General features: G+C 50.5%; 19 protein-coding genes and 1 tRNA gene. 8 read left to right on the plus strand and 12 right to left on the minus strand.

Annotated elements, in window-relative coordinates; translation table 11 throughout:
* Nucleotides 1-57: 57 nt before the first annotated feature.
* Both ilvN and ilvB read right to left on the minus strand, forming a co-directional pair.
* Nucleotides 58-600, minus strand: a complete 543-nt coding sequence (gene ilvN, locus BUB27_RS06970) for an acetolactate synthase small subunit (protein ID WP_143158847.1) — start codon at nucleotides 598-600, stop codon at nucleotides 58-60.
* Nucleotides 601-642: 42 nt separating this feature from the next.
* Nucleotides 643-2376: a biosynthetic-type acetolactate synthase large subunit gene (gene ilvB, locus BUB27_RS06975; RefSeq protein WP_143158848.1), complete on the minus strand. Its 1734-nt coding sequence runs from the start codon at nucleotides 2374-2376 to the stop codon at nucleotides 643-645.
* A gap of 314 nt (nucleotides 2377-2690) precedes the next feature.
* Here ilvB and BUB27_RS06980 point away from each other — a divergent pair.
* Nucleotides 2691-2766, plus strand: a tRNA-Ile gene (locus tag BUB27_RS06980).
* A 33-nt stretch (nucleotides 2767-2799) separates the two neighbouring features.
* On the opposite strand, the gene BUB27_RS06985 is transcribed toward BUB27_RS06980, so the two are convergent.
* On the minus strand, nucleotides 2800-3678 hold the full coding sequence (locus tag BUB27_RS06985) for an alpha/beta hydrolase (RefSeq protein WP_143158849.1): 879 nt from the start codon (nucleotides 3676-3678) through the stop codon (nucleotides 2800-2802).
* Between the two features lie 288 nt (nucleotides 3679-3966).
* On the opposite strand from BUB27_RS06985, the gene BUB27_RS06990 reads away from it, so the two are divergent.
* Nucleotides 3967-4995: a hypothetical protein gene (locus BUB27_RS06990; RefSeq protein WP_143158850.1), complete on the plus strand. Its 1029-nt coding sequence runs from the start codon at nucleotides 3967-3969 to the stop codon at nucleotides 4993-4995.
* 130 nt (nucleotides 4996-5125) lie between these two features.
* Here the strand turns inward: BUB27_RS06990 and BUB27_RS06995 are convergent, their stop codons facing one another.
* From BUB27_RS06995 to BUB27_RS07010, 4 genes are all read right to left on the minus strand, one after another.
* Nucleotides 5126-6481, minus strand: a complete 1356-nt coding sequence (locus tag BUB27_RS06995) for an MATE family efflux transporter (protein ID WP_143158851.1) — start codon at nucleotides 6479-6481, stop codon at nucleotides 5126-5128.
* Nucleotides 6482-6495: 14 nt separating this feature from the next.
* Nucleotides 6496-7770 (minus strand): efflux RND transporter periplasmic adaptor subunit, encoded by a 1275-nt coding sequence (locus tag BUB27_RS07000; protein ID WP_159434847.1) that lies wholly within the window; start codon nucleotides 7768-7770, stop codon nucleotides 6496-6498.
* Between the two features lie 176 nt (nucleotides 7771-7946).
* Nucleotides 7947-9407 (minus strand): DUF1501 domain-containing protein, encoded by a 1461-nt coding sequence (locus BUB27_RS07005; protein WP_143158853.1) that lies wholly within the window; start codon nucleotides 9405-9407, stop codon nucleotides 7947-7949.
* 30 nt (nucleotides 9408-9437) lie between these two features.
* Nucleotides 9438-12308: a PSD1 and planctomycete cytochrome C domain-containing protein gene (locus tag BUB27_RS07010; protein WP_143158854.1), complete on the minus strand. Its 2871-nt coding sequence runs from the start codon at nucleotides 12306-12308 to the stop codon at nucleotides 9438-9440.
* A gap of 129 nt (nucleotides 12309-12437) precedes the next feature.
* On the opposite strand from BUB27_RS07010, the gene BUB27_RS07015 reads away from it, so the two are divergent.
* From BUB27_RS07015 to BUB27_RS07040, 6 genes are all read left to right on the plus strand, one after another.
* Nucleotides 12438-13244 (plus strand): helix-turn-helix domain-containing protein, encoded by an 807-nt coding sequence (locus BUB27_RS07015; protein WP_143158855.1) that lies wholly within the window; start codon nucleotides 12438-12440, stop codon nucleotides 13242-13244.
* 83 nt (nucleotides 13245-13327) lie between these two features.
* Nucleotides 13328-14404 (plus strand): phosphate acyltransferase, encoded by a 1077-nt coding sequence (locus BUB27_RS07020; RefSeq protein ID WP_143158856.1) that lies wholly within the window; start codon nucleotides 13328-13330, stop codon nucleotides 14402-14404.
* Between the two features lie 8 nt (nucleotides 14405-14412).
* Nucleotides 14413-14859, plus strand: a complete 447-nt coding sequence (locus BUB27_RS07025; protein ID WP_143158857.1) for a DoxX family protein — start codon at nucleotides 14413-14415, stop codon at nucleotides 14857-14859.
* Between the two features lie 74 nt (nucleotides 14860-14933).
* Nucleotides 14934-15758, plus strand: coding sequence for an undecaprenyl-diphosphate phosphatase (locus BUB27_RS07030; RefSeq protein WP_143158858.1), 825 nt, complete (start codon nucleotides 14934-14936; stop codon nucleotides 15756-15758).
* A 23-nt stretch (nucleotides 15759-15781) separates the two neighbouring features.
* Nucleotides 15782-16423 (plus strand): murein hydrolase activator EnvC family protein, encoded by a 642-nt coding sequence (locus BUB27_RS07035; protein WP_143158859.1) that lies wholly within the window; start codon nucleotides 15782-15784, stop codon nucleotides 16421-16423.
* An 11-nt stretch (nucleotides 16424-16434) separates the two neighbouring features.
* Complete coding sequence (locus BUB27_RS07040; RefSeq protein ID WP_143158860.1) at nucleotides 16435-17157, plus strand: thermonuclease family protein; 723 nt, start codon at nucleotides 16435-16437, stop codon at nucleotides 17155-17157.
* Between the two features lie 7 nt (nucleotides 17158-17164).
* On the opposite strand, the gene nspC is transcribed toward BUB27_RS07040, so the two are convergent.
* The 5 genes from nspC to BUB27_RS07065 all read right to left on the minus strand — a co-directional run bounded on the left by nspC (nucleotide 17165) and on the right by BUB27_RS07065 (nucleotide 23932).
* Nucleotides 17165-18322, minus strand: a complete 1158-nt coding sequence (gene nspC, locus BUB27_RS07045; protein WP_143158861.1) for a carboxynorspermidine decarboxylase — start codon at nucleotides 18320-18322, stop codon at nucleotides 17165-17167.
* Nucleotides 18323-18523: 201 nt separating this feature from the next.
* Nucleotides 18524-20470 carry an acetate--CoA ligase gene (gene acs, locus BUB27_RS07050; protein WP_143158862.1) on the minus strand — a complete coding sequence of 649 codons (1947 nt, stop codon included), beginning with the start codon at nucleotides 20468-20470 and terminating at the stop codon, nucleotides 18524-18526.
* 197 nt (nucleotides 20471-20667) lie between these two features.
* Nucleotides 20668-22767, minus strand: coding sequence for an alpha-galactosidase (locus BUB27_RS07055; RefSeq protein WP_159434848.1), 2100 nt, complete (start codon nucleotides 22765-22767; stop codon nucleotides 20668-20670).
* A 65-nt stretch (nucleotides 22768-22832) separates the two neighbouring features.
* Complete coding sequence (locus BUB27_RS07060; RefSeq protein WP_143158864.1) at nucleotides 22833-23666, minus strand: pseudouridine synthase; 834 nt, start codon at nucleotides 23664-23666, stop codon at nucleotides 22833-22835.
* Between the two features lie 110 nt (nucleotides 23667-23776).
* Nucleotides 23777-23932 carry a small basic protein gene (locus BUB27_RS07065; RefSeq protein ID WP_143158865.1) on the minus strand — a complete coding sequence of 52 codons (156 nt, stop codon included), beginning with the start codon at nucleotides 23930-23932 and terminating at the stop codon, nucleotides 23777-23779.
* Nucleotides 23933-24128: the final 196 nt, after the last annotated feature.

Here is a 24128-nt window from a genome sequence, read left to right on the forward strand (position 1 = left end):
ATCCTCATGGGATGCGCGGCTGGAAATTAAGCTTAAATTTAGCTCTCTAATCTGGTGTTAGGTAGTGGAGCCACCACGTACCATAACGACCTTGCCGGTACGCACAGTCTCGATGATATCGAAGTCTGAGAGAAGCCTGATCGCTGAGTCTATCTTCGGCGTGTCTCCGGTGATCATGGCGATCATGGACTTAGGTGTGAGGTCCACAGTCTTGCCCCCGAAGTGATCGATGATCTGTAGTGCCTCAGTGCGGCGCTCACTGCTGTCGGCAATGAATTTGATCAGAAGCAGCTCTTTCACGACAGAATTCTCCGCCTTGTGCTCTGAACAATGAATCACATCGATCAGTTTGGTGACCTGCTTGATGATTTGCTCAAGGCCATTGGATGACCCAGTGATGCCGATGGTCATGCGAGAGAAACGCTCGTCGCGACCTTCAGAAACGACGAGAGAGTCGATATTGAAGCCACGGCGTGCGAATACCTGGGTAATACGCATCAGGACACCGGGAGTGTTGTTCACGTAGACTGACAGCGAATGTTGGCTGATGTCTGGTGAACCGTTTTGCGGTGTATCAGTGGTAACGATGTCTTTGGACATGGTATGAACTTGGTGAAATGTTGATGGTTGCAGTGGGGCGGCCTAGGTGGAACCAGTTGGTTTGGCCATCTTGTGCTTCGGTGGCTCAGTGAGCATTTCCTCCAATGCTGCACCAGCTGGGATCATTGGGAAGACGTTGTCGGTCTTCACGCACTCAGCGTTGATGAGGATTGGTCCGTCGTTGTATTCAAGGGCTTGAGCCACCATGCGCTCGACATCCGCCGGGCGTTTGATGTTGATGCCTTTGATGCCGTAGGAAGCTGCCAGTTTGACGAAGTCCGGGTTGCCTTCGAGGTCTACACCGGATTTACGGTCGTCGAAGAAGAGCTCCTGCCACTGGCGAACCATGCCTAGATAATGGTTATTGAGAACCACGATCTTGATCGGAAGCTTGTGGATGGCCGCAGTTGCGAGTTCACAGAGGGTCATCTGGAAGCCACCGTCGCCCACGAAGGTGATGACGGTACGGTCAGGACAGGCAAACGCTGCACCGATGGCGGCTGGGAAGCCAAAGCCCATGGTGCCTGCTCCGCCGGAGCTGAGCCAGGAGTGGGTCTTGGCATTGCGGTAGAACTGGGCGGACCACATCTGGTGCTGTCCAACGTCTGTAGAGACAATGGCTTCACCTTTGGTCTGCTTCCAGAACTCCTCAATGACTTGCTGCATACGCAGACCGCCTTGCTTGCGGAAGGCGAGAGGGAACTTCTTCTTGTAGCCATCCAGGTGGTCCAGCCAAGCAGTGTGCTTTTTCTCGGAAATGTGCTTGTTTAGCTCAATAAGAGCAGCCTTGGCGTCGCCAACGATCTGAACGTCCGGACGAATCATCTTGTTCATCTCAGACTCATCGATGTCTACGTGGATGATCTGTGCGTTCGCGCAGAACTTGTCCGCCTGGCCGATGATGCGGTCATCAAAGCGAGAGCCAATGTTGATCAAGAGGTCACACTCGCAGACAGCCTTGTTGGCGTATGCGGTACCGTGCATGCCCAGCATGCCAAGTGAGAGTTCGTGCGTCTCGGGAACCACGCCTTTACCTAGCAGTGTATTCGTGACCGGGCAATTGATCGTCTCCATAAAGTGGAGAAGCTCTTCTTGAGCCTGCGCAATCATCGCTCCCTGGCCAGCTAAGATAAGCGGGCGCTGAGCCTTTTTGATCAGTTTGATGGCCTCTTTGACTGAGGTGCTATCGATTTCTTTGGATGCATCAGGGTTGTAGCCTGGAAGGTTCATGGGAACCTTCTTCTTGAGGTCTCCTGTGAATGGAGCCTGGCTAATGTCCTTCGGTATATCGATGAGAACAGGACCAGGGCGGCCACTGGTAGCGATGTGATACGCCTCTCGAGTGATGCGTGGAAGAGCGTTGGTCTCTTTTACCAAGTAGTTATGCTTCACCACAGGAATCGTGATGCCGAAAATGTCTGCTTCCTGGAAAGCGTCTTTGCCCAGCATCCAGGTCACTTGCTGGCCACTGATGAGAATCATTGGCACGGAATCCATCTGGGCAGTCATGAGGCCGGTAATCGTATTACCTGCTCCTGGTCCGGAAGTCACAAGTACCACGGCAGGCTTGCCTGTGGCACGTGCGTATCCGTCCGCCATGTGGCAAGCGCCTTGCTCGTGGCGGCTGAGGACGAATTTGATCTTGGATTTGACGGTCTCCAGGGCGTCGAATATAGGTAGAGCTGCACCTCCGGAGTACCCGAAGATGTATTCGACCCCGAGCTCGTCGAGAGTCATAATAAGTGCTTGAGCACCGTCTATTTGTTGTTTGGCCATGATGAAAAATGGTTTGCGGGGGAGAAAGTGCACTATTTTGCCGAATGGTAAACCTTAAAAATGGCTGAAAAATGGCAAAATGTGCATAATTGCCCGCATGTTTGGGTGAAAATTGGGGTTTGGTGGGTAGATTTGCTTGTTTTGGGTGCGTTGTACTCGGGAAATGCGTCTCTTTTTTGCTAGGTGAGTAAGGGTTTCATTTTGAGAGACTCATCAAAATTGATCAAAAAAGAGCAAGATGGAGGATTGCCAATACCCTGAGAATGCGTATATTCGCGGCTCTTTCCAACAAAAGGGAAGATCTTGGAAACAAGGGGGCTGTAGCTCAGCGGTTAGAGCAGGGGACTCATAATCCCTTGGTCGCGGGTTCGAATCCCGCCGGCCCTACCATAATCAATCCATGTGGTCTGTTTGATTAGGCTACTAAGGCATGAGGGTGCTCTTAATAGGCTTGAGGTCGGCTCTGTTCGTGTTCTTGAACTGCTCATCAAGATAAGTAATCACTCTCTGGGACAGGGTGATCAATACCAGAGGGTTTTTGATGATGTGGCCTGTGTTCTCAATCATGTGCACTTTACAGGGGACGCCTGCCTTCGTGAGGGCATCATTGTACTTGAGGGTTTGTTTATAGGAGACAATTTCATCCTTTTTACTGTGAATCAGTAAATGAGGGGAGGCGTTCTTGCTTACATTATAGAGAGGAGAGGCTTTTCTGGCATCCTGCAGGTAAGTGCCATACTTTTTGCCGAACAATTGATCCAGGAGGTCTTGGATGGTGCGGTCTTCCTCTAGATAGCTAGTATTGCGGAAGTCTTCGGTGAGATCCGTAGGGCCGGCATAGGTAATCACGCAGTTGACCTTGCTGGAATAATCAGGAAATTCAGGTTTCGTTTGGTTTCTGGTTTCGATAAGACCAAGCAAATTAGATAGGTGACCACCAGCTGAAGCCCCGCTGGCTGCTATTCTACCTGGGTCGACGCCAAATTTTTTCGCATTGTGGCGAATCCAACGCACGGCGGTCTGGGCATCATCGAGCTGGGCAGGCCAGACGTTTTTGTGGTCTTTGCCAGCGAGACGGTAATTGATGGCGAAAACAACATACCCCTTGGCTGCTAATGTGTTGGCAAACATGGAGCATTCGTCCTTGCTGCCATATTCCCAGCCACCGCCATGGAGGCAGAGTACGGCTGGTTTTCGCTCTGCTGGAGACTTGATTCCTAGATCCGGAGCTGAGCCGTAAATATCAACCAGTAGTTTTTCTCCATTTTGGACACTGTAGGTCTCCGTGGAGACTACTGGCATGCAGCTCCCTAGGCTGGTGGATAGAATCAGGAGAAGGAATATGGAGAAAATTCGTTTCACTTAAGTATAAGTATGGCTCGTTTGAGGCTGTAGTGCAAATAAGTTTATTTTAGTGGGTAAGCTGTTAACCAACCGTGTGTTGTGATTTTTTAGGGCCTTATTCGGGATGGGCTGAATTGATGTGTTGACTAGGCTAATTTCTTGAATAAGTAGTTCTTGTCTAAGAATTTCGTATATCGATCGTTTAAATGTTGTTGTACGTGTAACGCTCACTAAAAAATGATGTATATGTCGTCTATCAAAATAACACTGCTCGCAGGTGTGGCCACTCTCTCGATGGGGCATGCTTTCGCGAACACGAATATAGATGGACTCCTCACTGAAGGGAGTCACTGGGACAAAGCTTGTGAAGCTGCGTCCAAGGACTTTCCAAACATAGAATGGGAGTCCAAGGGAGGGGTTTGGAGTATTAAGGATGATGATCTGAAGCTCTGGAACCGTAATGTGGAGACATTCAAGATGTCTTCATCATCAGGGAAGATTCGCCACCTCACTGTGGGAATCACGAGTACCGATTCAAAACCTGTATTCCTAGAGTCTCTAGAGACTTGGAAAGCGGTAATGAATTCCCGTTTGGGTGAAGAGGGGCGTGAATCCGCGTCCAGCTCATCAAAAGGAGGCGTGATTCATGTAAGATGGCGTCAAGAGAGCTATCTAGCTTCCCTGACTGGTAAGGAAGAAAGCGGCAAGTACTCACTTACGCTAAATTATCGTCCTATTTCTGAACCTCCGGCATCGGTGGCCAAAGAGCAGGACCAGTTTGATGGGATTTATGAGAGAACATTCTATTCGCCCGATTATGCAAAGTCATTCCGCGGCACTATCGTGCAATACGATGAGCAGAACATGGTCGCGAAAATTGAAAAAGGCAACTCAGTCATATCTGTAAGCTTGGATCAACTGAGTGATCGAGATGCTGACTACATCGATAGAGTAAGTGGACTACTTGCTGCGAGTAATGGTCTGGCTCTTCAAATCTCGGAAGTTAAAGATAAGCCGGACAAAAATGGCCGAGCTATCACGGTGAATACCAGGTTCGATTTGACTCTGGTCAATAATTCTCCAAACGAGATCAATGAAGTAGAACTCCGCTACGACATCTTCTACAAGGAAGATACTCTGGATGGAGCACCTGTGTTGAAAATGACATCCGGTTCAGTTCAGCTCGGTGATATCTTTGCTAATTACCGTGAAACAAACTCTACCGAAGGGGTTGGAATCGTGCGCGAGTCCAGCCCCGGATTAAGTGGTGGATGATGTGGTACTGGAACACCTGCCGGTCGGCGGGTAGACAGTATGGTAGGATGCGTAGTAGAGGTTTATATCAACGGCGCCATGGTTCTCAGAAAGCCTAGCCGTCGAGGTCTCTACAATGATGTACAATCTATTAAGGAATATTAACCAGTTTTGGGGAGTGTACTTTATTCCAGATCCTGAAGGATAGGAATAAGGCGGCTATCCCCAAGCCTATTGCCAGACCCCACCAGACTCCACGGGCTTCCATGCCCATCTGGTGGGAGAGGTAATAGCCTGTTGGAATCCCAATGATCCAGTAGGCGACAATCCCAATAACGGCCGGACCCTTGGTGTCATGCAGGCCGCGAAGCATCCCGGCAGAGGCCACTTGAAGGCCATCCACGATTTGGAAGATACCCGCCACAAAGAGGAGCGTGGTGGCTGTACTGATGATAGCTGGGTCTTGATCACCCATGACAAGCCAAGCAGCCAAAATACTCCCTGAAGTGATGAAGAGTATGGCTGTGCTACAAGAGGAAGTCAGAGTGAGAAGCCAGCCAGTTTTAACAATGGTGCGCTGTCTCTGATTGTTTCCTATTGTCTCACCTATGCGCACGGTCAATGCCATGGATAGTCCCAGGGGAATCATGAAGGCCATTCCAGCTATGCCGAGGGCTACTTGGTGAGCTGCCATAGGAACTTTTCCAAAATGACCGATCAGGAGGCCTGCGGTGGCGAAGGCGCTGACCTCAGCCAGCGTCTGAAGGCCGGATGGTAGACCCAGCTTGAACTGGGCTTTCAGTTCCTCGATATCGGGTTTCTTGAACCAATGCTTGGGAGTCCATTCCTTCAGCGATTCAGCCTTCTTGAACCAAATGACCATCGCCACGACTATGGCAATACGTGCCATAAGGGTAGCTATACCGGCTCCCACGAGCCCCATGGCTGGAAGGCCTAGTTTACCGAAGATGAAGATCCAGTTGAGCAGGACATTGAGTGCAACGCCGCTCATGTTGATCCAGAAGGCCGGCCATGGCCGTTCTAGGGCGTCTGCATGGTTCTTGAGCATGATACCCATAAGACAGGGTATCAGGGAAATCATGACGATGCTGTAGTAGGATGGTGTGGCATCGATGACATCGGCTGGTTGATCCAAATACGGAAAGAGAGGGATAATAGCTAAGGCTATTGTGCAAAAGACAACGCTGACAGACAGCGCAAGGAAGATGCCATTTCTACAGACATTCCGGGCGGTTTCAGAGTTCTTTTGCCCTCTAGCCGTGGAGGTCCTGACAGAAATACAGCTGATGATTCCCATGCCGAATACCATGGGGATGTAGAACAGGCTGTTGGTGAATGTCAGCGTGGCGAGAGGGGTGACACCTAGGCTACTGACCATGATCGTATCGATCACTCCCAGTAGCATTTGTCCCAATTGGCCGATGATGAGGGGAGTGGCCAGAGCGAGGATGCTTCTGATCTCCCTAAGAAAGCTGGAATATGGCATTCAGACGAGAAGGGTCACGCATTGGAGGTTTGCGGTGACTTGGCTGATTTTTTCTGGGTTTTGGTATCTTTGTTTGGAGCGCTGGCCGCGGGAGGGCCTTCTTTAGAGGTGTCGCTATTTGTTTTAATGATGCGAATAGGGGACCCCTCAGGAGCGTATGTCAATCTGGACAGAGCGAGCATCGTGTTTTCCAGTTCAGGGCTGTCGGTGAGTACTGTTTCTTGGGTGCTCCACACGATATTGATTTGCTGGCGCTGGATTTTGTTATCAACCACCAGAATAACTTCATCTGCACCGTGTAGTGCGGTTCTGGGGATCTCATACACTCGGTTGAGAGTGTTGCCCTTGATGTGAGCTTTCACCGGCTGATTGATACGCAGCGGATGATGGCCTGAATCCAGTCCAAACGGGTCAACGATCCTGGCTACCACATAGAGTTCGCGGGAGGTTTCATCGAGTTCGCCTTCCACGCGGACAATTTGGGCATCCCAGGTGATATCTTCATTCTCGATCAGAGCATTGCTAAGTTTTAGCGGGATGCTGGATAGATTGCGTTCGTTGATCTCTAGCTGCGATAATTGTCTGGAGGATAGCGGGAGACGGACTTCTGCATAGGAGGTCGAGAAGATGTCTCCCAGTTGGGTGCCGGTCCCAACAGATTGGCCCAAGCCAACACTTCTTTCGCGGACACGGCCATCATAGGGTGCACGTACTTTGGTGCGAGTTAGGTCGCGCTTGGCCTGTTCCAAGGCGGCTTTTTGAGCTTCAACATTGGCTTCGGCTTCTCTCAACTGAGGTTTACGCAGTACTAGATCATTTGGCTCATCATCAAAACCGATATCCTTCCAGTTTCGCAAGGCTTGGGCAGCTCGAGCCTGCTCTTGAGCGAGTGATGACTCGGCTCTGGCCAAGGATGCTTCGGCTGAGATGATGTCTGCTTCGTAGTCAGTCGGGTCGATTTCGGCCAGGATGTCGCCTTTCTTGAAGAAGGCTCCATTTTCAAAATGGGCAGAGAGCTTAATGATTTTGCCGGATACCTGAGGAGTCAGAGAGGTGGTTGAAGCGGCACGCACGATGCCCTGGGTTTCCAGAATGACTGGATAGTCCTCAGCATGAAGCTCCATGGCCAGTGTCTGTTGGGCACGGGCAAAGCGGCTTCTCTCCCGGTCTTGGCGTGAGAACTTTGGTTTATCTTTCTCTTCGTTGGCTTTATCTGAGAAATATTTCCAGCCCCAGACACCTCCAGCAAGGATGATGATAGCCGGAACGATCTTTAAAACCTGCTTCATGTTGTGCATATACTGACTCAGGAATGTGAACTTGTCAGGTTTTACTTGCGATTTAATACCCAAGAAAGCCCCTGTGAACAATATCTGACAGGGGCTTTTTGGGCAGTTAGTCTGCCATTTTTAGATCCTCAAATTTTAGGGAATAGATCTGTGAGTTTATGTCTCAGGAATATATTTTAGGAGAAGATTTCGTTGATGACTCGCGCTGGTTTGGTGACACCGGGAAGCGTTTGGTCTAGACCTTGGAACGGATACGTGAGTTTGTTGTGCTTGAGACCCATGGTATGGAGGATGGTTGCTTGAAGGTCCTGTGTGGACACTTTATCTTTAACGGCTTTATATCCGATCGGATCGGTTTCGCCGAAGCTCATGCCCCGTTTTACACCAGCACCTGCCAGCCACATGGTGAAGGCTCCAGGGTTGTGGTCTCGGCCGATGAATTTCATCTCAGAACCACCGCGGTTTTCGCGCATTGGAGTACGACCAAATTCACCGCCCCAGACGACGAGTGTATCTTCCAATAGTCCTCGTTGCTTGAGGTCGGTCAGGAGGGCGTACATTGGTTTGTCGACTTGCTTGCACTTGCGCTTGAAGCCTGTGTTGAGTGCCTCTGATTCAGCGGCACCATGAGAATCCCAACCCCAGTCAAAGAGCTGGATGTAACGGACACCACGTTCAGCTAAGCGGCGGGCTAGCAAGCAGTTGTTGGCGAAGGATTCTTTACCGGGTTCGGTGCCGTAGAGTTCATGAATGTACTCAGGTTCATCCTTAAGGTCGAATGCCTCATTGGCGTGAATCTGCATGCGGAAGGCCATTTCGTACTGGGAGATACGAGTCAGCGTTTCCGGATCGTTAGTGGAGTCATATGCTTCCTGGTTGATTTTGGTGATCGTATCCACGGCCTGACGGCGCATGTTTCTGGATACTCCGTCAGGATTGGAGAGATAGAGTACAGGATCACCTTTGGAACGGCACTGGACACCTTGGTAGACTGACGGAAGGAATCCTGAGCCCCAGACTGATTTACCGGCCGATGGGGCTTTACCACCAGAAACGAGGGAAATGTAGCCAGGCAAGTTTTCGTTCTCAGAGCCTAACCCGTAGGTTACCCATGAGCCGATTGAAGGATTGCCTAGAAGGGAGTTCCCTGTGTGCAATAGCAACTGTGCAGGGGCATGGTTGAACTGGTCTGTGTGCATGGACTTGATGAAGCAGACTTCATCGATCACTTTTTCAAACCAGGGCAGACGATCGGTAATCCACTGGCCTGATTGACCTGCTTGATGGAATGGGTATATGGTGTCCATCAGCTTTGGTACACCTTGGATGAAGGCGAAACGCTGTCCTGCTAGATACTCTGAAGGGGTGTCTTGACCATTTAGCTTTTTAAGGTCTGGCTTGTAGTCGAAGAGTTCGAGTTGTGAAGGTGCGCCAGCCATGTGGAGGAAGATAACTCTCTTGGCCTTTGGGGCTATATGGGAAATGTGGTCTGGTAAGCCATGGCTGCCACCGGCCAATGCCTTGGAAGCCATAGAGGTCAGCCAAGCGGAGCCTACTCCAGCTACACATTTGGAGAGGAACATACGACGTGACTGATTCAGCAGATAGTCGTGTTGGAGTTGTTCAAAGATGTTCATGGTTGAGAAATGTATGTGTGAGTCTTAGGATTATTTAGTCAGAGCTGAATCGAGATTCATGATGGTATTGGCTAAGACCGTTTTGGCTGCTTCTTCAGGGCTGGAAGCGATTTTCTTGGAGTTCTCTGTATTCGCTTGGAAGTCTGCCAGCATCTGGTCGTGCAGCTGCGTGAGGAGTTCCACCGTGCGAGAACTAGCCTCTTGGCAGGTGGCTAGCTTGTAGCCGTGTCTGATTTGTGTTTCCAGGCTTGCACCACCCTCATTCACCATCCTCTTGGCTAGAGCTTTGGAACACTCAAGATACACTGGGTCATTTAGGGTGATCAGCGCATGGAGTGGCGTGTTGGTAGGTATTCTCTGAGCTGAGCAGAGGTCGCGGGCTGGTGCGTCGAAGGTGATCATGGACGGGTACGGGCTGGTACGCTTCCAATATGTGTACACACCTCGGCGGTATCTGTTCGGGCCTTCTGCTGTATTCCATTTTGAGCCAGAATAGACAGTCTGCCAGATGCCGTTGGGTTGTGGTGGCATCACTGATGGACCTAGCTGAGTAGGGGTGAGGAGGCCGGAAATGCTCAGGGCATTGTCGCGAATCATTTCCGCATTGAGGCGTGTTCGAGGACCGCGAGCTAGCAACAAGTTGGATGGGTCATCTTTGGCGAGTTCTTTGCTGGCTTTGTTGTCTTGGCGGTAGGTTGCAGACAGCGCCATTTCCCTGATCAGTGACTTGATAGACCATTGGTGAGTACCTTGGAATTCCACGGCTAGATAGTCTAATAGAGGAAGATTTGTGGGAACCACGCCTGTGGAGCCAAAATCACCGAGAGTTGATACGATGCCTCGTCCAAAGAACTCTGAGAAAATTCTGTTAGCCATCACTCGTGATGTCAATGGGTTCTCCTCGGAGGTGATCCATTTGGCCATTTCGAGACGGTTTGATGCTGGTGCTTTGTAGCGATTGAGAAGTTCAGGAACACCTTCAGTGTATAGATCTCCTTTGTTCAGCCACAGGCCGCCAATGAAAAGACGGGTCTCTCTTTTGGCGCTCTCTGGACGCTGCTGAATGACGGGAACGTTGGTTCCTTTGATGGAGTTATATTGTTTTTCTAGTTGGGTGAGCTTGGCAGTACTCTGCTTGTGCTCCTCCGTGGAGATGAGTTCGGTCCACACTGGGGAAGTGGAAGTATGAACCTGGAATCTTCGGAGGGTGGCTGCTTGATTTCCAGTGGTTGAAGCTTTGTTCTGAATGATGACATTCAGTCTTTCACCTGGTTCGAAGCTGACGGGCGAGGATGGTACAAAGACGACGCTGCGCTCAGTGAATAATTTGGGGTAACCGCCAAAACCGGATGCTCCGCCGCGAAGAGAGTCTAATGGGTCATAGGGGCCGGTGATCGTGTCGGCAAAGGCGTAAGCGAGTTTGATGTCTTCAGCTTTACCATCGACTTTGAGCTTCTGAATTTTGATGTGTGACAGAACAGATCCTCGCTCTGGAAGTTCAGCCGGATTTTCAGTCTCGGGAATAATAGTCACTTTCAGGGCTGAAAAATTCTGAGCTTCGGCTTTGAGAGTGAAGTCGGTATGTATGGCGAGAGTGCCAGAGGTGCGCAGCTCACCATTTGGGTAGGGAGATAACTTGCCGCTGCTGGTTTTGACATCTAGGTAATTCAGTGGCTGCCATCCCTTATCTTGGGCAATGGCTTTCTGGCCAGGTTGATTAATTTTCTCACGCAGAGGAGTTAGCTGAGTGTAGAGTGAAGCGGTCTCATCACGCTGCTTGAGATCGTTGGCTATCTTGAAATGAGGGTAGTCATTGTTCAAGTCGGCGTCCTCTGTGGAGTTGAAGAAGGCATAGAAGCGGTAGTAGTCGCCGTGTGGAATAGGCTCGTAGGGGTGAGCGTGACATTGAATGCAGCCGAAGGTTAAACCCTGCAGGGCTGTCCATGTGGTGTTGACTCGGTCGATGGTAGAAGCGACTCGAAATTCTTCATCATCTGTTCCGCCCTCGGTATTGGTCTGAGTGTTGCGGTGAAATGCTGTGGCAAGAAGCTGATCACTTGTGGGTGATGGCATCAAATCTCCAGCCAGCTGTTCTTGGACGAAGATGTTGTACGGCTTGTCATTGTTGAATGAACGAATCAGGTAGTCTCTGTATGGCCAAATGTTTCTGTGTGGGTCTTTTTCGTAGCCCATGGTGTCTGCATAGCGAGCCAGATCCATCCAGATGGAGGCCCAGCGCTCGCCAAAGTGAGGAGAGGCAAGTAGACGATCGACTTGCTTTTCATAGGCTTCCACTGATTGATCAGCGACAAAGGCTTCAAGTTCTTCTGGGGTCGGTGGCAGGCCGATGATATCCAAGGAGGCTCTGCGTAGCCACTGGGCTTTATCTGCCTCAGGGCTGGGAGCGAGTCCTTCAGCTTCAAGTTTGGCCAAAACGTACTGGTCCATACCAGTCTTCGACCAATCCGCATGCTTGAGATTGGGCAGTTTTTCTTTCTTCGGTTTGACATACGCCCAGTGCTCTTCCCATTCAGCACCTTGCTCAATCCACTTTTTAATCAAAGCGACTTCCTCTGGAGGGAGAGGTGGTTCGGCATGATCGCCCTTTTGAAGGGGCATTTTATCATCGAGATCGTCGGTGATGATGCGGCGGAACAATTCAGATTCCTCGGGTTTGCCTGGGACGATGATAGTCTTCCCGGATTTCCCTTTGCCCAAAGCCTCCTCGCGGTAAATGAGCGAGAGGTCTCCATCAGCCTTGGCGCCGCCATGACATTTAGTGCATTTGGAATTCAGGATTGGCCTGATGTGCTCGTTGAAGGAGATTTTTTCCTGCGCTAAGCTTGTGGCGGTGACCAGCGTGAGTGTTGCCAGGGTAGTGCTGATGATGGATTGAGGCATGAATGCGTGTGTTTTTTTGAGTATTATGCTACTAAGATACCCTAGTTTTTCACAAATATTACATCTTATCTGTAGTTCAGTTTGGTGATAAGGGTTGTATAAAATGGTTATGTGGGGGAGAATGGGGGTGTGGCATCAAATCACATACGTGTAGAGTTGGATACGGAGATTGATCCCTTGATTGGTGGGGTATCCGTTGCTGGTAAGGTGTATAAGAAAGATAGCGGGGCTATGGTGCACATGCGCTATCTAGGCTCATATGCAGTGCTTTATGTAATGGATGGCGGGGGATGGTATGAGGACGAGCGCGGCTACCGATCGAAAGTGAGCAAAGGGGATGTGCTGATCATTCATCCCGATGTCGGACACCGCTATGGTCCTGCACCCGGCCAGCATTGGCATGAGCTCTACTTGGTATTTCAGGGGCCTATCTTTGATTTGTGGAGAGATGCCGGATATCTCAAGTCTGGTCTCTGGAAGGGGGAGTCTCAGGTGATGGAGGAGTGGGGTAAGGAATTGGAGGAGTACTTGAAGATGTACGCTATGAATCAGGCCCACTTGGTAAGCGCCCTTCAGCTGATGATCGCCAAATTAAGTAGTATTACCTATTCTGGAACCAAGAAAATCAGGCGTGATCACTGGAGCACCCTTGCGATGAAACAATTGGCAGGTTCCGACAGGGATTTGCACGAGATAGCTGGTGAATTGGGTATGAGCTACGAGCATTTCCGCAAGTCCTTCAAGAAGGAGGTCGGACTTAGTCCTCTGCAGTATCGTAATAAGCAATTGGCCATTAGAGCTTACCATCTGATTGTGGGGAGTGAGGATAGTGTGAAGGAAATTGCCAGAAAGCTTGGGTTTTACGACGATGCTTACTTTTCCAAATTCTTCAAAAAATATTACGGAGTGGCTCCGAATGAAGTGCGATCCATGTAAACCTCATTTTTACTGGGTTTTTAGATTGCGGCGAGTGAGAGGATATTCATAGTCTCCTTCCTGATTCGTTAGAAGTATATTTTATGAGTGAAGAGCAGATTCAATTTTCGGAAGCCAATGCACTGACTAAAAGGGTATTTGAGACCCTGAAAAGGCATCCGAAGCGGATCGTGTTTACCGAAGGTGAGGATGAAAGGGTCATCCGGGTGGCACGTAGGATGGTTGAGCTTCAAATTGCGGCCCCTATTTTGCTGGGTGACAAGCTCCGCATTCGTGCTCTCGCAGCAAAGATTGGCGTGAAGCTTGATTTTGTGAACGTCATGGATCCCAAGCAGTCCTCGGACTTGGATCTGTTCTGTCGCCGTCTGGAGAAGATGGAAAAATACCGTGGCCGCGAGGTTTCCGATGCTCGTGAAATGATGGCGAGACCTCACAATTTTGCAGCCATGATGATCCAGTACAGCCAGGCCGACGGTATGGTAAGTGGTAACAAGGCTCAGCCGGTGACCATCTACAGGGCTTTGATGAACTTTGTGAAGCCGATGCCGGGCGTGCCGAAACTTTTCAGTGTAGTAGCCATGGTGGCTCCTCACCTGCAACATTTCGGGAGTGAGGACATGCTGTTCCTGACAGACTGTGGTGTTAATCCTAAGCCGGATGTGAATGAACTGGCTATTTCAGCTATTGAAGCGGGCAAGCTTGCCCGCCATTTCATGGGCAGAACTCCACGTGTTGCTCTCCTCAGCCACTCAACTCACGGGTCCATGCCAACGGATAGCTCGAAGAAAGTTGTCGCAGCAACGGCAATGGCAAGGGAACTAGCCCACCGTCAAATGATCGAACTGGATATCGACGGCGAACTACAGGCCGATGTGGCTCTGGACCTCAAGGCTGCCGAGACCAAACTGGCTGACTCCAGAGCGGAGACTCCAGCAGATGTCTTGGTTTTCCCAAATCTGGATTCCGGTCATATAGCCTTCAAGTTGTTGCAGCATGTCGGGGGTGCTCAAGTCTATGGCCATCTTCTGATGGGGCTTACCCGTCCTGCAGCTCAGGTGCCTGTGACTGTCAGTGAAGAGAGTCTTCTAGGGACGGCTGCTATGGTTGGTGCTGAGGCCATCAAGTTCCGTCAGATGTATCCAGACGGCGAAGTGGAATAGTCTTTGGCATGTCCAGGCTCGCTAAGGTAGTGGAACTCGTCTTGAGGGTGGCGCTTGGCCTCATCTTTGTGGTTTTTGCTGTCTTCAAGCTCATAGATCCTCAGGCCTTTGTTCAGGATGTTGCCAATTTCCAGATCTCACCATTCAGTGGTGCTCCATGGGATATGTGGCTGGCCTACTCATTGCCGGGACTAGAAATTATTGCGGGACTCTGCCTGATATTTAGATTTCTCTATCGAGGGGCGTTAGTGGTAATTGGAGGAATGGTCCTGACATTCATCGTCGCAATCGGTTATGTTTGGAGCATTGGCTTGAACATTAATTGTGGCTGCGCTGGGGAGTATGATTTGCTTGGTGGTTATGTATCGCACATCACGGCGCTGGGAGTCATGCTGGCTGCCGTCGTCTATCTTGCCATCGATGAGCTGTTTTCTGGTCAGCCAGTGGAGGAATAAGCCTCTGGGTGTTTTGAGGCTTGTATCGGCGGGGCATGAGCTTAGTCTGCGCATGGTTCTGAACACTTGATAATATGGAAATTTGGAAGGCTATCGTTGTTGGTATCGTGCAGGGTTTGGCTGAGTTTTTGCCGATATCCTCCAGCGGGCATATCGTTTTAACCCAGTATCTCCTGGGAATACGTGAGGTGGGGGCTACCGAACATGCTTCTGATTTGAGTTTTGAGATTATCTTGCACGTGGGGACGCTAGTCAGTGTGCTCATTTATTTTAAGCGACAGCTCTGGAATATGACACGCTCACTATACACTCCGGAAATGAAGGAGGAGCGTATGATGATCCTCTGGCTGGGATTGGCGACTTTGCCAGCAGTGGCCGCAGCCTTGCTCTTCAAGGATTTCTTTGATGCTGTTCCAGGTCGTCCAGTTCTCGTGTCTGGCTTGCTGATTGTGACAGGCTTACTGCTATTTGTTCCAAGGCTGCTGAAAGGCCGTGAACGCAAGGTGGGTTTTACGAGTGCACTAATCATGGGTGTGGGACAGGCCTTTGCGATCTTGCCGGGCGTGTCCCGTTCAGGTTCGACTATTGCCGCGGGCATGGTGAGCGGGGTGAAGCCTGAGAAGGCAGCTGAATTCTCCTTCCTGATGTCTATTCCTGCCATTGCTGGGGGCTTTGTATTTACTCTCAAAGACAAGCAAGAGGCTGAGGGTAGCTATATGGCTGCGTTAAAGACTTGTTTCAATGAAGCCTACCTAGCTGGAGCACTGGCGGCAGCCGTAGTTGGTTTGTTTGCGATCTACTTGGTGATGGGGGCAGTGAGGAAAGGAAAGCTGGAATACTTCTCCTACTATTGCTTTGCGGCAGGTATTGCTGGTATGGTTTACTTCAGCATGAGCTAACGGCTCACAAGTAGTACCCCTAAATGATACGTTTTTTATTAGTCTGGATTGTCGTGACGATGACTACAGCTGCCTCTCTGCGGGCTGGTCAAGTCATGGTGGAGTTAGCGGATGGATTTGATTTTCCTGTTGGAAAGCCTGATGCCAAAAATTACTACAAGGCTCGTGGTATGCGCTTGCGACCGCCTGTGCATTTTGGTGAAGACTGGAATGGGACAGGAGGGGGAGACAGTGACCTTCATGACCCAATTTATGCCATCGCTAATGGGGTGGTGACCTTTGCTTATGATACCAAGGGGGGGTGGGGCCGTGTAATCATCATTCGTCATGCTTATCGAGACCCAAAGTCAGGCAAGGTTGAGTACTGCGATTCACTCTATGGGCATAACCGTACCATGAAGGTTAAAGTGGGGGACATGGTTACACGTGGGCAGCAGATCGCTACCATGGGGAATAACCGGGGGATGTACCCAGCTCATTTACACTTTGAAATCAGGCATAACTTGAAGGTCGGTATGCATAGAGAGAGTGTGCCGAGAACCACCGGAAACTGGGCGGATCCTACCAGCTTTATCAAAAAATACCGGCAACTTAAGAAAGAATGGCGCAAACAAGCTGTGCCGACTGGAACGTATCAGGTGTACAAAGGCTTTAAAGGGCTTTAAGCTGATACTCTATGGCTGCTAGAAAGCAATACTCGGGTTTGTGGCTGCTATTGGCATTCGCCCTAGCAGTGACCGCTTACTATTTACGGGAGCAAGAGAGGACTGATCCTCCCACAGCTGTCGAGCAGCTTGAAAAGTTCATTGAGGATTCATTACCTAGTGAAGGGGAGGATTTGATAGCAGATAAGCTGACTGAGGTAGTATTATCCGGTAAAGGCTATGATGTTCTGAAGGAGTGTGCACTCGAGGAGCACCGTCACAATGACGGGGACAGTTTTCACGTGAGACATGGTAGGGATACCACAGAGTTTCGGCTCTATTTTGTGGATACGCCGGAGAGCAAGTATAAGACCTACCGTGATGGGAACGACAATGGAAAGCGCATCGATGAGCAGGGAAAGTATTTCAGTGGCCTGAGCAGAGATCAGACAACGGCCGTTGGGATGGTGGCCAAGAAGCACATCCTGAAGCTTTTACGAAGGCAGGAGTTTACCGTCGTTACCAAGTGGGATAATGTCTATGGACCAGAGAGACGCTATGCCTTTGTTGTTGTTGATTGGAATGGAAAGCAAGTCTACTTGCACGAGCTGTTAGTCGCCCATGGACTGGCTAGGATTCATACGAGACCTGCAACTCTTCCGGATAACACCGCGGCGAGCCGTCAGAGGGAAAAGTTGAAAGTGTTAGAAAGCTTGGCTAAGGAAGCAAAGCGAGGGGGGTGGTGTTTGAAGTGAAAAAGGCTTAGCCAAGTCTCTGCTCGAAATCATCGTAGGTGAATTCACGCACTACTTCGATACTTCCATCTTCTTGTTTAAGGGCAATTGCAGGGTGGGGGACGCCATTGAACATGGTGGTTTTGACCATGGTGTAGTGTGCCATGTCATCAAAGGTGATACGGTCTCCGATGTTGAGAGGCTTATTAAATGAGTAGTCCCCGATAACATCGCCGGCAAGGCAGGTAGGACAGCCAAGACGATAGGTGTGACTGAGTTCGCCCGCCTGACCTGTGGGCTGGAGGTCTGAGTCCAGCACATCCGGGCGGTAGGGCATTTCCAGGACATCAGGCATGTGCCCTGTGGCTGAGACGTCTAGGATGGCAATGTTGTGGTCGTTGTTCTCGATCAGATCAATCACGGTGCATTCAAGAACACCGGTGTGAATGGCTATGGCTTCGCCTGGCTCGAGCCAGACTTCCTCCAGATTGTATTTTTTCTTGGTGGCTCTGACTAGCTTGACGAGATGATCGCGGTCATAGTTTGGTTTGGTGATCCAGTGACCTCCACCCATGTTAAGCCAAGTGATCTCGGGACGGTTGAGGATATGGCCAAACTTCTTGTCGAGGGCTTCTAGGGTTGTCTCGAGGTCACCTGTGTATTGTTCGCAGAGGGTGTGGAAATGTAGCCCGGTCAGTCCAGTGAAGTCCATGTCGCCGATGCTGGCGAGTGTGGCCCCGAGACGTGAGCCTGCGCTGCAGGGATCATAGAGCGGAGTTTGCCCAGTGGAGTGTTCAGGGTTTACACGGATACCGCATTTGAGCGCACCGCTGATGTAGCGTGGATGGCTCATCACGGTGTCTTTGTACCTGAGCCACTGGCCAGGAGAATTAAAATCGAGATGGCTACTGATTTCCAGAAGCTCAGCAATTTCATCTGGCTTGTATGCCGGCGAGTAGGTCAGGATGTGCTTTTGAAAATGCTTGTGGGCAAGTTTGGCTTCCCATTTGCCGCTGGCACAGCAGCCATCTAGATATTCCGCAATGAGGGGGAAGGTGTGCCACAGTGAGAAGCCTTTCAAAGCCAGAACAATATGGCAATCCGCCTGCTCTTTAACCTCTCGTAGGATTTCGAGGTTCTGTTTGAGTTTAGCAATGTCGACGATGTAGCAGGGAGAAGGTGTCATGTAGAGACGAGTTTAAAGCTGTAGGTCTGGTGCAGAGTTTGGTACGAATCTCAGCGGTGATCGTCTGCAATTTACGTTCGTCTTGGCTCAAATCAATCCTAATTGGTGCTGGTGAGAGGGGGCTTGAACGGAGTCACAAAAAAGCGGGAAAGGCAAATGCATGCCTTTCCCGCAATAATCAATGAAGTGTTTGCCCAGCGATTAGCCTTTCAATGACTTCTGCAGGGCTTCAATCACTTTGGAGTCTTCGAGGGTAGTCACGTTACCAGTGATGCTACCAGTGTTGACGAGTTCCTTGAGAAGGCGGCGCATGATCTTGCCTGAACGAGTCTTTGGTAGACCTGGGGCGATGTGAATCTCATCAGGCTTGGCGATGGCGCCAATGACTTTGCCTACGTGATTACGAAGCTCTTTCTTTAGCTCGTCAGATTCCTTGGCGTCTTCTTTGAGGGTGACAAAGCAGACCACTGCCTGACCTTTGATGTCATGTGGCTTACCAATGACCGCTGCTTCAGCTACTGACTTGTGAGCCACGAGAGCGCTTTCTACTTCGGCTGTACCGAGGCGGTGACCGGATACGTTAAGAACGTCATCGAGGCGTCCAACAATGTAGATGTTGCCTTTCTTGTCCTTGCGTGCGCCGTCACCTGCGGTGTACATGCCGTCGTAGTCACTCCAGTAGGTGTCTCTGTAGCGCTTCTTGTCTCCGTAGATAGTACGGAGCATGGATGGCCATGGCTTGCGGATTACAAGGCGGCCCGGTTGGTTTGCCTTACACTCGTTGCCGTCCTCATCAAGGATAGCAGCATCAACTCCGAAGAACGGAAGTGTTGCTGTACCCGGCTTGATTGGTGTTGCGCCAGGGAGCGGGGAAATCATGACTGCACCTGTCTCGGTCTGCCACCAGGTATCTACGATTGGGCAGCGGCCGCCACCGATCTTGTCGTAGTACCACATCCAAGCGGATGGGTTGATTGGCTCGCCCACAGTGCCAAGGAGGCGGAGAGTGGAGAGGTCGTGTTTGTCGACGAATTCGTCGCCAGCCTTGATGAAGGCGCGAATCGCTGTAGGAGCAGTGTAGAAGATGGAGACACCGTATTCTTCGATGATGGACCAGAAGCGGCCAAAGTCTGGGAAGTTGGGGGCACCTTCATACATGATCTGAGTAACGCCATTCAGTAACGGTCCGTAAGTGATGTAGGAGTGGCCAGTGATCCAGCCTACGTCAGCAGTACACCAGTAAACATCATCTTCCTTCATATCGAAGATGTATTTGCAGGTCGTGTAAGTGCCTACCATGTAGCCTGCAGAAGTGTGTAGGATGCCCTTTGGTTTACCTGTTGAGCCGGATGTGTAGAGAATAAACAGAGGGTGTTCCGCGCCGAAGCCTTTGGCCTTGTGGGTGGCAGGTACGTCAGCAATGTCGTCTTCCCACCAGCTGTCGCGGCCTTTCTTCATGGTGACGTCGTTACCGATGCGTTTCTGGACGATGACATGCTTGACTGTCTTGTTGCCCTTGAGGGCTTCATCGACGTTGGCTTTGAGAGGGACAACGGATCCACGGCGCCAGCCACCATCAGCTGTGATGACTGCCACAGCCTCTGAATCTTCGAGACGGTCTTTGATGGATTCAGCTGAGAAGCCGCCGAAGACGACGGAGTGAACAGCACCGATACGGGCACAAGCGAGCATCGCAATCGTAGCCTCAGGAGTCATCGGCATGTAAATGAGGACTCGGTCCTTGGATTTGATTCCTTTGGCTTCGAGCGCGTTGGCAAAGCGGCATACTTCGCGTTGGAGTTGGCGGTAGGTGATGACGCGCTTGTCGCCGGGCTCACCTTCCCAGATGATTGCCGCCTTGTTGCCACGGCCTTCTTCGACATGGCGGTCTACGCAGTTTTCACAGACGTTGAGCTTGGCGCCATCAAACCACTTTGCATAAGGGGCTTTCCAGTCGAGCACTTTGTTCCACTGCTTTTGCCATTTGAGTTCCTTTGCCTCACGTGCCCAGAAAAGGTGTGGTTTCTCGATGGATTCAGCATGCATGCGCTTGTACTGTGCCATGCTGGAAACCCGGGCTTTTTTGGAGAATTCCTTGGAGGGTTTAAACTCTTTGTTCTCGTCAATCTCTACGGTTTTTTTGCTCATGTTAATAGGTCTCTGTAGACGTGAAATGTGATAGTAGAAGATAACTAACAAGGAGCATGGGCGGAAGACAATGCGTATTTTACGGCTTATAGGTCATAACTTCGTTTAATCAGGCCGAAATGAATGATATAAGAACGGGCTAACTCGTGAGAGCTAGCCCGATGGTGATTTTTTCTGATGGTCAGTTTTGGTCAGATCTATTTTTTGAAGTGCTCTGTAGCAGCATCTTGCAGTCTTTTAAGGGCGGACCAGTCCTGAGGCTTATCGAGTTGGAAGTTCAGGATGTAATTGGTTTCAGGCTTCAGTGTTAATTCGATCGTGTCGCCAATTTTATAGGTATTTTTTAGCCCCTTGGTGCTCTCCTCTATGGGGGAAGTGAGGAAATACTCCGAATTAGCAGCCTGATTAGCCGGCAGGCCGAAGACTCGGTTCAGGGTGAACTTGTAGGTCTTTTCTTCTTTTGAGGGGTTGAAGATAGAGACGTAGCCTAGCTGACCTTTCCAGGCTGTGTACCCATATGGTTCCTTCTTCCTGGGGCTTCCGCCGTGCATGCGGGCGCATGGGAAGGTCGGAGCCACTTCGTGTGCCCAAAGCAAGCCTTCCGCCAGCACGTCCCAGTCGGCCTGGCTTAATTTCTGTGTTTTGATGTAGGACTCCACAAAGCCAGTTCCTCGAGCCATATTCGCATAGAGGTAGTTGCGGAAAACTTCCGGGGTTTCTCCAGTCTTACGTTTCTTTGGCTCGTGATTGAAGATGGCGGAGAGGGGGAACTGTGTATTCTCGGAGACGGCAAGATCGTGATACACGCGATCGCGATAGAGGAGTTCTGCAGTGCGGTCCGCACCTCCAGCTGCATCGCCTGCATTGATCATCCAGCTGGTGTCCGCAGTGTGAAGCCACCATGGGGAAAGCCAGGCGCCATTGGATACAATAATGAATACATCCGGATTCACTTTGCGGACTTTACGGAAGATCTCGGTCAAGCGTTCGGTGCCTGCAGAGAGGTAGCGTACTTTCGCCTCATCATACTTTGAGTCATTGAGCTCTTTTTCTGAGCCTTTGAAGCCTTCCACGACAAAGTTGCGTGTATTGAGGTGGCCAAAGATTCCGTCGAGTTTGAAGAACTCGGTGCCATTCTCTGCGAGATAGATCATACGTTTCTCCAGAGAGTTCATGTAGTCCTCGCCAGTCATGGACATCCATGGGTCCAGAGATTGCCATCCTGCAGCTTTCATTTTAGGGATAGCGGCTTGGGCGCCGAATAGGCAGCCTGGACTCATCCACAGGCCCAGATCACTACTGATGCCTTTGAGTACCTTTCTGGAGGCGGCAAAGTCTTCACTGAACCTGCTTTTGTTGATTGGCCAGACGCCAGTCTTGGACCAGTCGGCTCCCTTGTCTTGCCAGCCGTCATCAATGACATAAGCGGAGAGGGCGGGAACACCGCGTTTGTTGACCAGCTCCTCATTGACGGTTTTGACGCTGCTTAGGAATTTGTCCTTGGTGACACCGGGGCCGAAATCAAACCACGAGTTGTACTGGGTCTGGAGTCGGAAGGGGTGAGCACGGGAGTTTTCAATATAATCGAAAAAGGCGTCCTTGATAAAGTCTGCGGAATCGCTGGTGCCACACACGGAGCTATGGCTGCTCCACCAAGCATTTGGCTTGAGGGTTTCAGAGACGTAGTGTGAGCAGGAGAGGGTGCTGTCTTTGACCGTATTGACAGAGGCTGGGAATTCCACTCCCCAGAAGCTTCCCGAATCCTTGGTGTAAAGTGGTTGACCAATGCCGGGCCTCCATTGGGCGGCGCCTTTGGCGGTGATCTGTTTCTGCGTATATGGCTGGTAGGCTTGAGCTAGCTTCATATGCTCAAGCTCTACTCGGTCCAGCATGAGACCTTCTTTGGAATGAAGGGAAAGGGTCTTGCGGATGACTTGGTCCTTTTCTGAGTAGCGAAAGGCAAGTTTGGCTTCGATGCCTGAAGAGGGGTCATGAAGGGTGATGTCCAAGCTGCCAGGCTTAGTTTGCTCAGCATCTTTGACTCTAAAGTTGGTAGAGCTCAGGGTCTTGCCATCTTTAAGGTGAAGAACAAACTCTTGCCCCTGAGCCGGGAGTAAGGTCTTGCCATCAAGATGGTTGATGATTTTTGTAGTTTTGAGCTGGCCGTCTGTGATGTCAAATTCTCGGCTCACGGTATCCCCCTTTAGGGTGAATACTTTCGCGTAGCAGATCGGCGTGCAGAAGAGTACTGCAATAGGGGAAATCAGTGTAATAGGTTTGAGGAGCATCATTTGCATAGATGCTACAAACTACGTTCCAGAAATAGAAATGTTTCCGGAACTTGTGTCATAGGTTTGCCGGGTTAGCGGCGTTTGTATGACTTGTTGCGCTTGGTGCTGCGGATCTTCTTGTGCGCAGGCTTTGCAGTCTTCTTCTTCGCCAGTTTACGTTTGGCGGTAGCTTTGTGCACCTTGCCCGAGGGTTTCGGGTTGATTTGCATGAGCTGGATTTCGTTCATGTCCAGCGTGCGGTAGCGCCCTTGCTCGAGGCCGTTGGCCATGAGGGAGCCGATGCGGACACGTACGAGTTTGGTGACGTTGAGCTGAGCAGCTTTACACATCATGCGGATCTGGCGCTTGTGTCCTGTATCGATGGTGATCAGGAAGCGGCGCGGAGAGAGGCGCTTGATGTACTTGGCGAAGGCTTTATGTTCACCAGTCCAGATCCCGTGCAGGAATTGGTCGAGTACTTCGTTTGAAAAGGCCTGGTTCACGGTGACCAAGTATTCCTTCTCCACCTTTTTCTTGGGGTGGGTGAGAATGTTGGCGAGTTCTCCATCGTTGGTGAGAACAAGAAGACCTTCTGAATCCCTATCAAGGCGGCCGACGTGGTTGAGGTGCTGCAGAGTAGGTGGAAGGTGCTTGTAGATCGTCTCGCGGTCTAATTCGTCATCCTTCGTGCAAACGCAGCCTTTCGGCTTGTTGAAGAGGATGGTCATGGTCTCACGAGGGAGCACACGCTTGTTATCCAGCTTCACGAAGTCGTCTTCGGTCACATGCATTGAGAGGTCGGTGCTGACCTTACCGTTGACGATGACCTGACCTTTCTTGATGAGTTCATCACAGGCACGCCTGGAGCCAATGCCGCAGGACGCCAGATATTTATTGAGGCGGATGCCTTCTTGTTGATCACTCATAAGATTTGTTGATGACGGTTTACCAGATGGAGGGGCAAAGAAAACCCGCGCGACGAAATATAAAGGATTTTCGCCGGGCGGGTGTATGAAATTCGATGGAAAGAGACTAATTAGTTAGTCACTTTGGTCTTTGGCAGGCCGATTGGAGACTGGCCTTCTTGCCACTTTCCGTTCTCCTTGAGAGCTTTTACGCGCTCGAAACGCTTCATTACAGAGCGCTTGCCTTGTGCGCCGCCTTTAGCTTTGAGACTTGAGTGCTTGGACATAATAAAAAATTGTTAAAATTCGCTGGGGCGCGCAAGCTAGGGGATGATTTTGGATTTTGCAACTGGAAATTTAGGTTTTTAAAGACAATCGACCCTGTATGCCCTCCCTTAGCGGGCTAGAGGCGGTTTTTTTCCTCACCAGAAAAGCAGGGGTTGATTGTTTAGACGGGATGGTTTTGATTCAGGCAATGGATCT

Source organism: Rubritalea squalenifaciens DSM 18772, assembly GCF_900141815.1.
Classification (GTDB): domain Bacteria; phylum Verrucomicrobiota; class Verrucomicrobiia; order Verrucomicrobiales; family Akkermansiaceae; genus Rubritalea; species Rubritalea squalenifaciens.

What these genes read in the sequence shown, in the direction of transcription:
- nspC (WP_143158861.1), bottom strand. Translation starts at nt 18,322, where the DNA reads ATGACACCTTCTCCCTGCTACATCGTCGACATTGCTAAACTCAAACAG.
- BUB27_RS07035 (WP_143158859.1), top strand. Translation starts at nt 15,782, where the DNA reads ATGATACGTTTTTTATTAGTCTGGATTGTCGTGACGATGACTACAGCT.
- BUB27_RS07065 (WP_143158865.1), bottom strand. Translation starts at nt 23,932, where the DNA reads ATGTCCAAGCACTCAAGTCTCAAAGCTAAAGGCGGCGCACAAGGCAAG.
- BUB27_RS07005 (WP_143158853.1), bottom strand. Translation starts at nt 9,407, where the DNA reads ATGAACATCTTTGAACAACTCCAACACGACTATCTGCTGAATCAGTCA.
- BUB27_RS07020 (WP_143158856.1), top strand. Translation starts at nt 13,328, where the DNA reads ATGAGTGAAGAGCAGATTCAATTTTCGGAAGCCAATGCACTGACTAAA.
- BUB27_RS07010 (WP_143158854.1), bottom strand. Translation starts at nt 12,308, where the DNA reads ATGCCTCAATCCATCATCAGCACTACCCTGGCAACACTCACGCTGGTC.
- ilvB (WP_143158848.1), bottom strand. Translation starts at nt 2,376, where the DNA reads ATGGCCAAACAACAAATAGACGGTGCTCAAGCACTTATTATGACTCTC.
- BUB27_RS07025 (WP_143158857.1), top strand. Translation starts at nt 14,413, where the DNA reads ATGTCCAGGCTCGCTAAGGTAGTGGAACTCGTCTTGAGGGTGGCGCTT.
- ilvN (WP_143158847.1), bottom strand. Translation starts at nt 600, where the DNA reads ATGTCCAAAGACATCGTTACCACTGATACACCGCAAAACGGTTCACCA.
- BUB27_RS06995 (WP_143158851.1), bottom strand. Translation starts at nt 6,481, where the DNA reads ATGCCATATTCCAGCTTTCTTAGGGAGATCAGAAGCATCCTCGCTCTG.
- BUB27_RS07030 (WP_143158858.1), top strand. Translation starts at nt 14,934, where the DNA reads ATGGAAATTTGGAAGGCTATCGTTGTTGGTATCGTGCAGGGTTTGGCT.
- BUB27_RS07000 (WP_159434847.1), bottom strand. Translation starts at nt 7,770, where the DNA reads ATGAAGCAGGTTTTAAAGATCGTTCCGGCTATCATCATCCTTGCTGGA.
- BUB27_RS07055 (WP_159434848.1), bottom strand. Translation starts at nt 22,767, where the DNA reads ATGCAAATGATGCTCCTCAAACCTATTACACTGATTTCCCCTATTGCA.
- BUB27_RS07040 (WP_143158860.1), top strand. Translation starts at nt 16,435, where the DNA reads ATGGCTGCTAGAAAGCAATACTCGGGTTTGTGGCTGCTATTGGCATTC.
- BUB27_RS07060 (WP_143158864.1), bottom strand. Translation starts at nt 23,666, where the DNA reads ATGAGTGATCAACAAGAAGGCATCCGCCTCAATAAATATCTGGCGTCC.
- BUB27_RS06985 (WP_143158849.1), bottom strand. Translation starts at nt 3,678, where the DNA reads ATGCCAGTAGTCTCCACGGAGACCTACAGTGTCCAAAATGGAGAAAAA.
- acs (WP_143158862.1), bottom strand. Translation starts at nt 20,470, where the DNA reads ATGAGCAAAAAAACCGTAGAGATTGACGAGAACAAAGAGTTTAAACCC.
- BUB27_RS06990 (WP_143158850.1), top strand. Translation starts at nt 3,967, where the DNA reads ATGTCGTCTATCAAAATAACACTGCTCGCAGGTGTGGCCACTCTCTCG.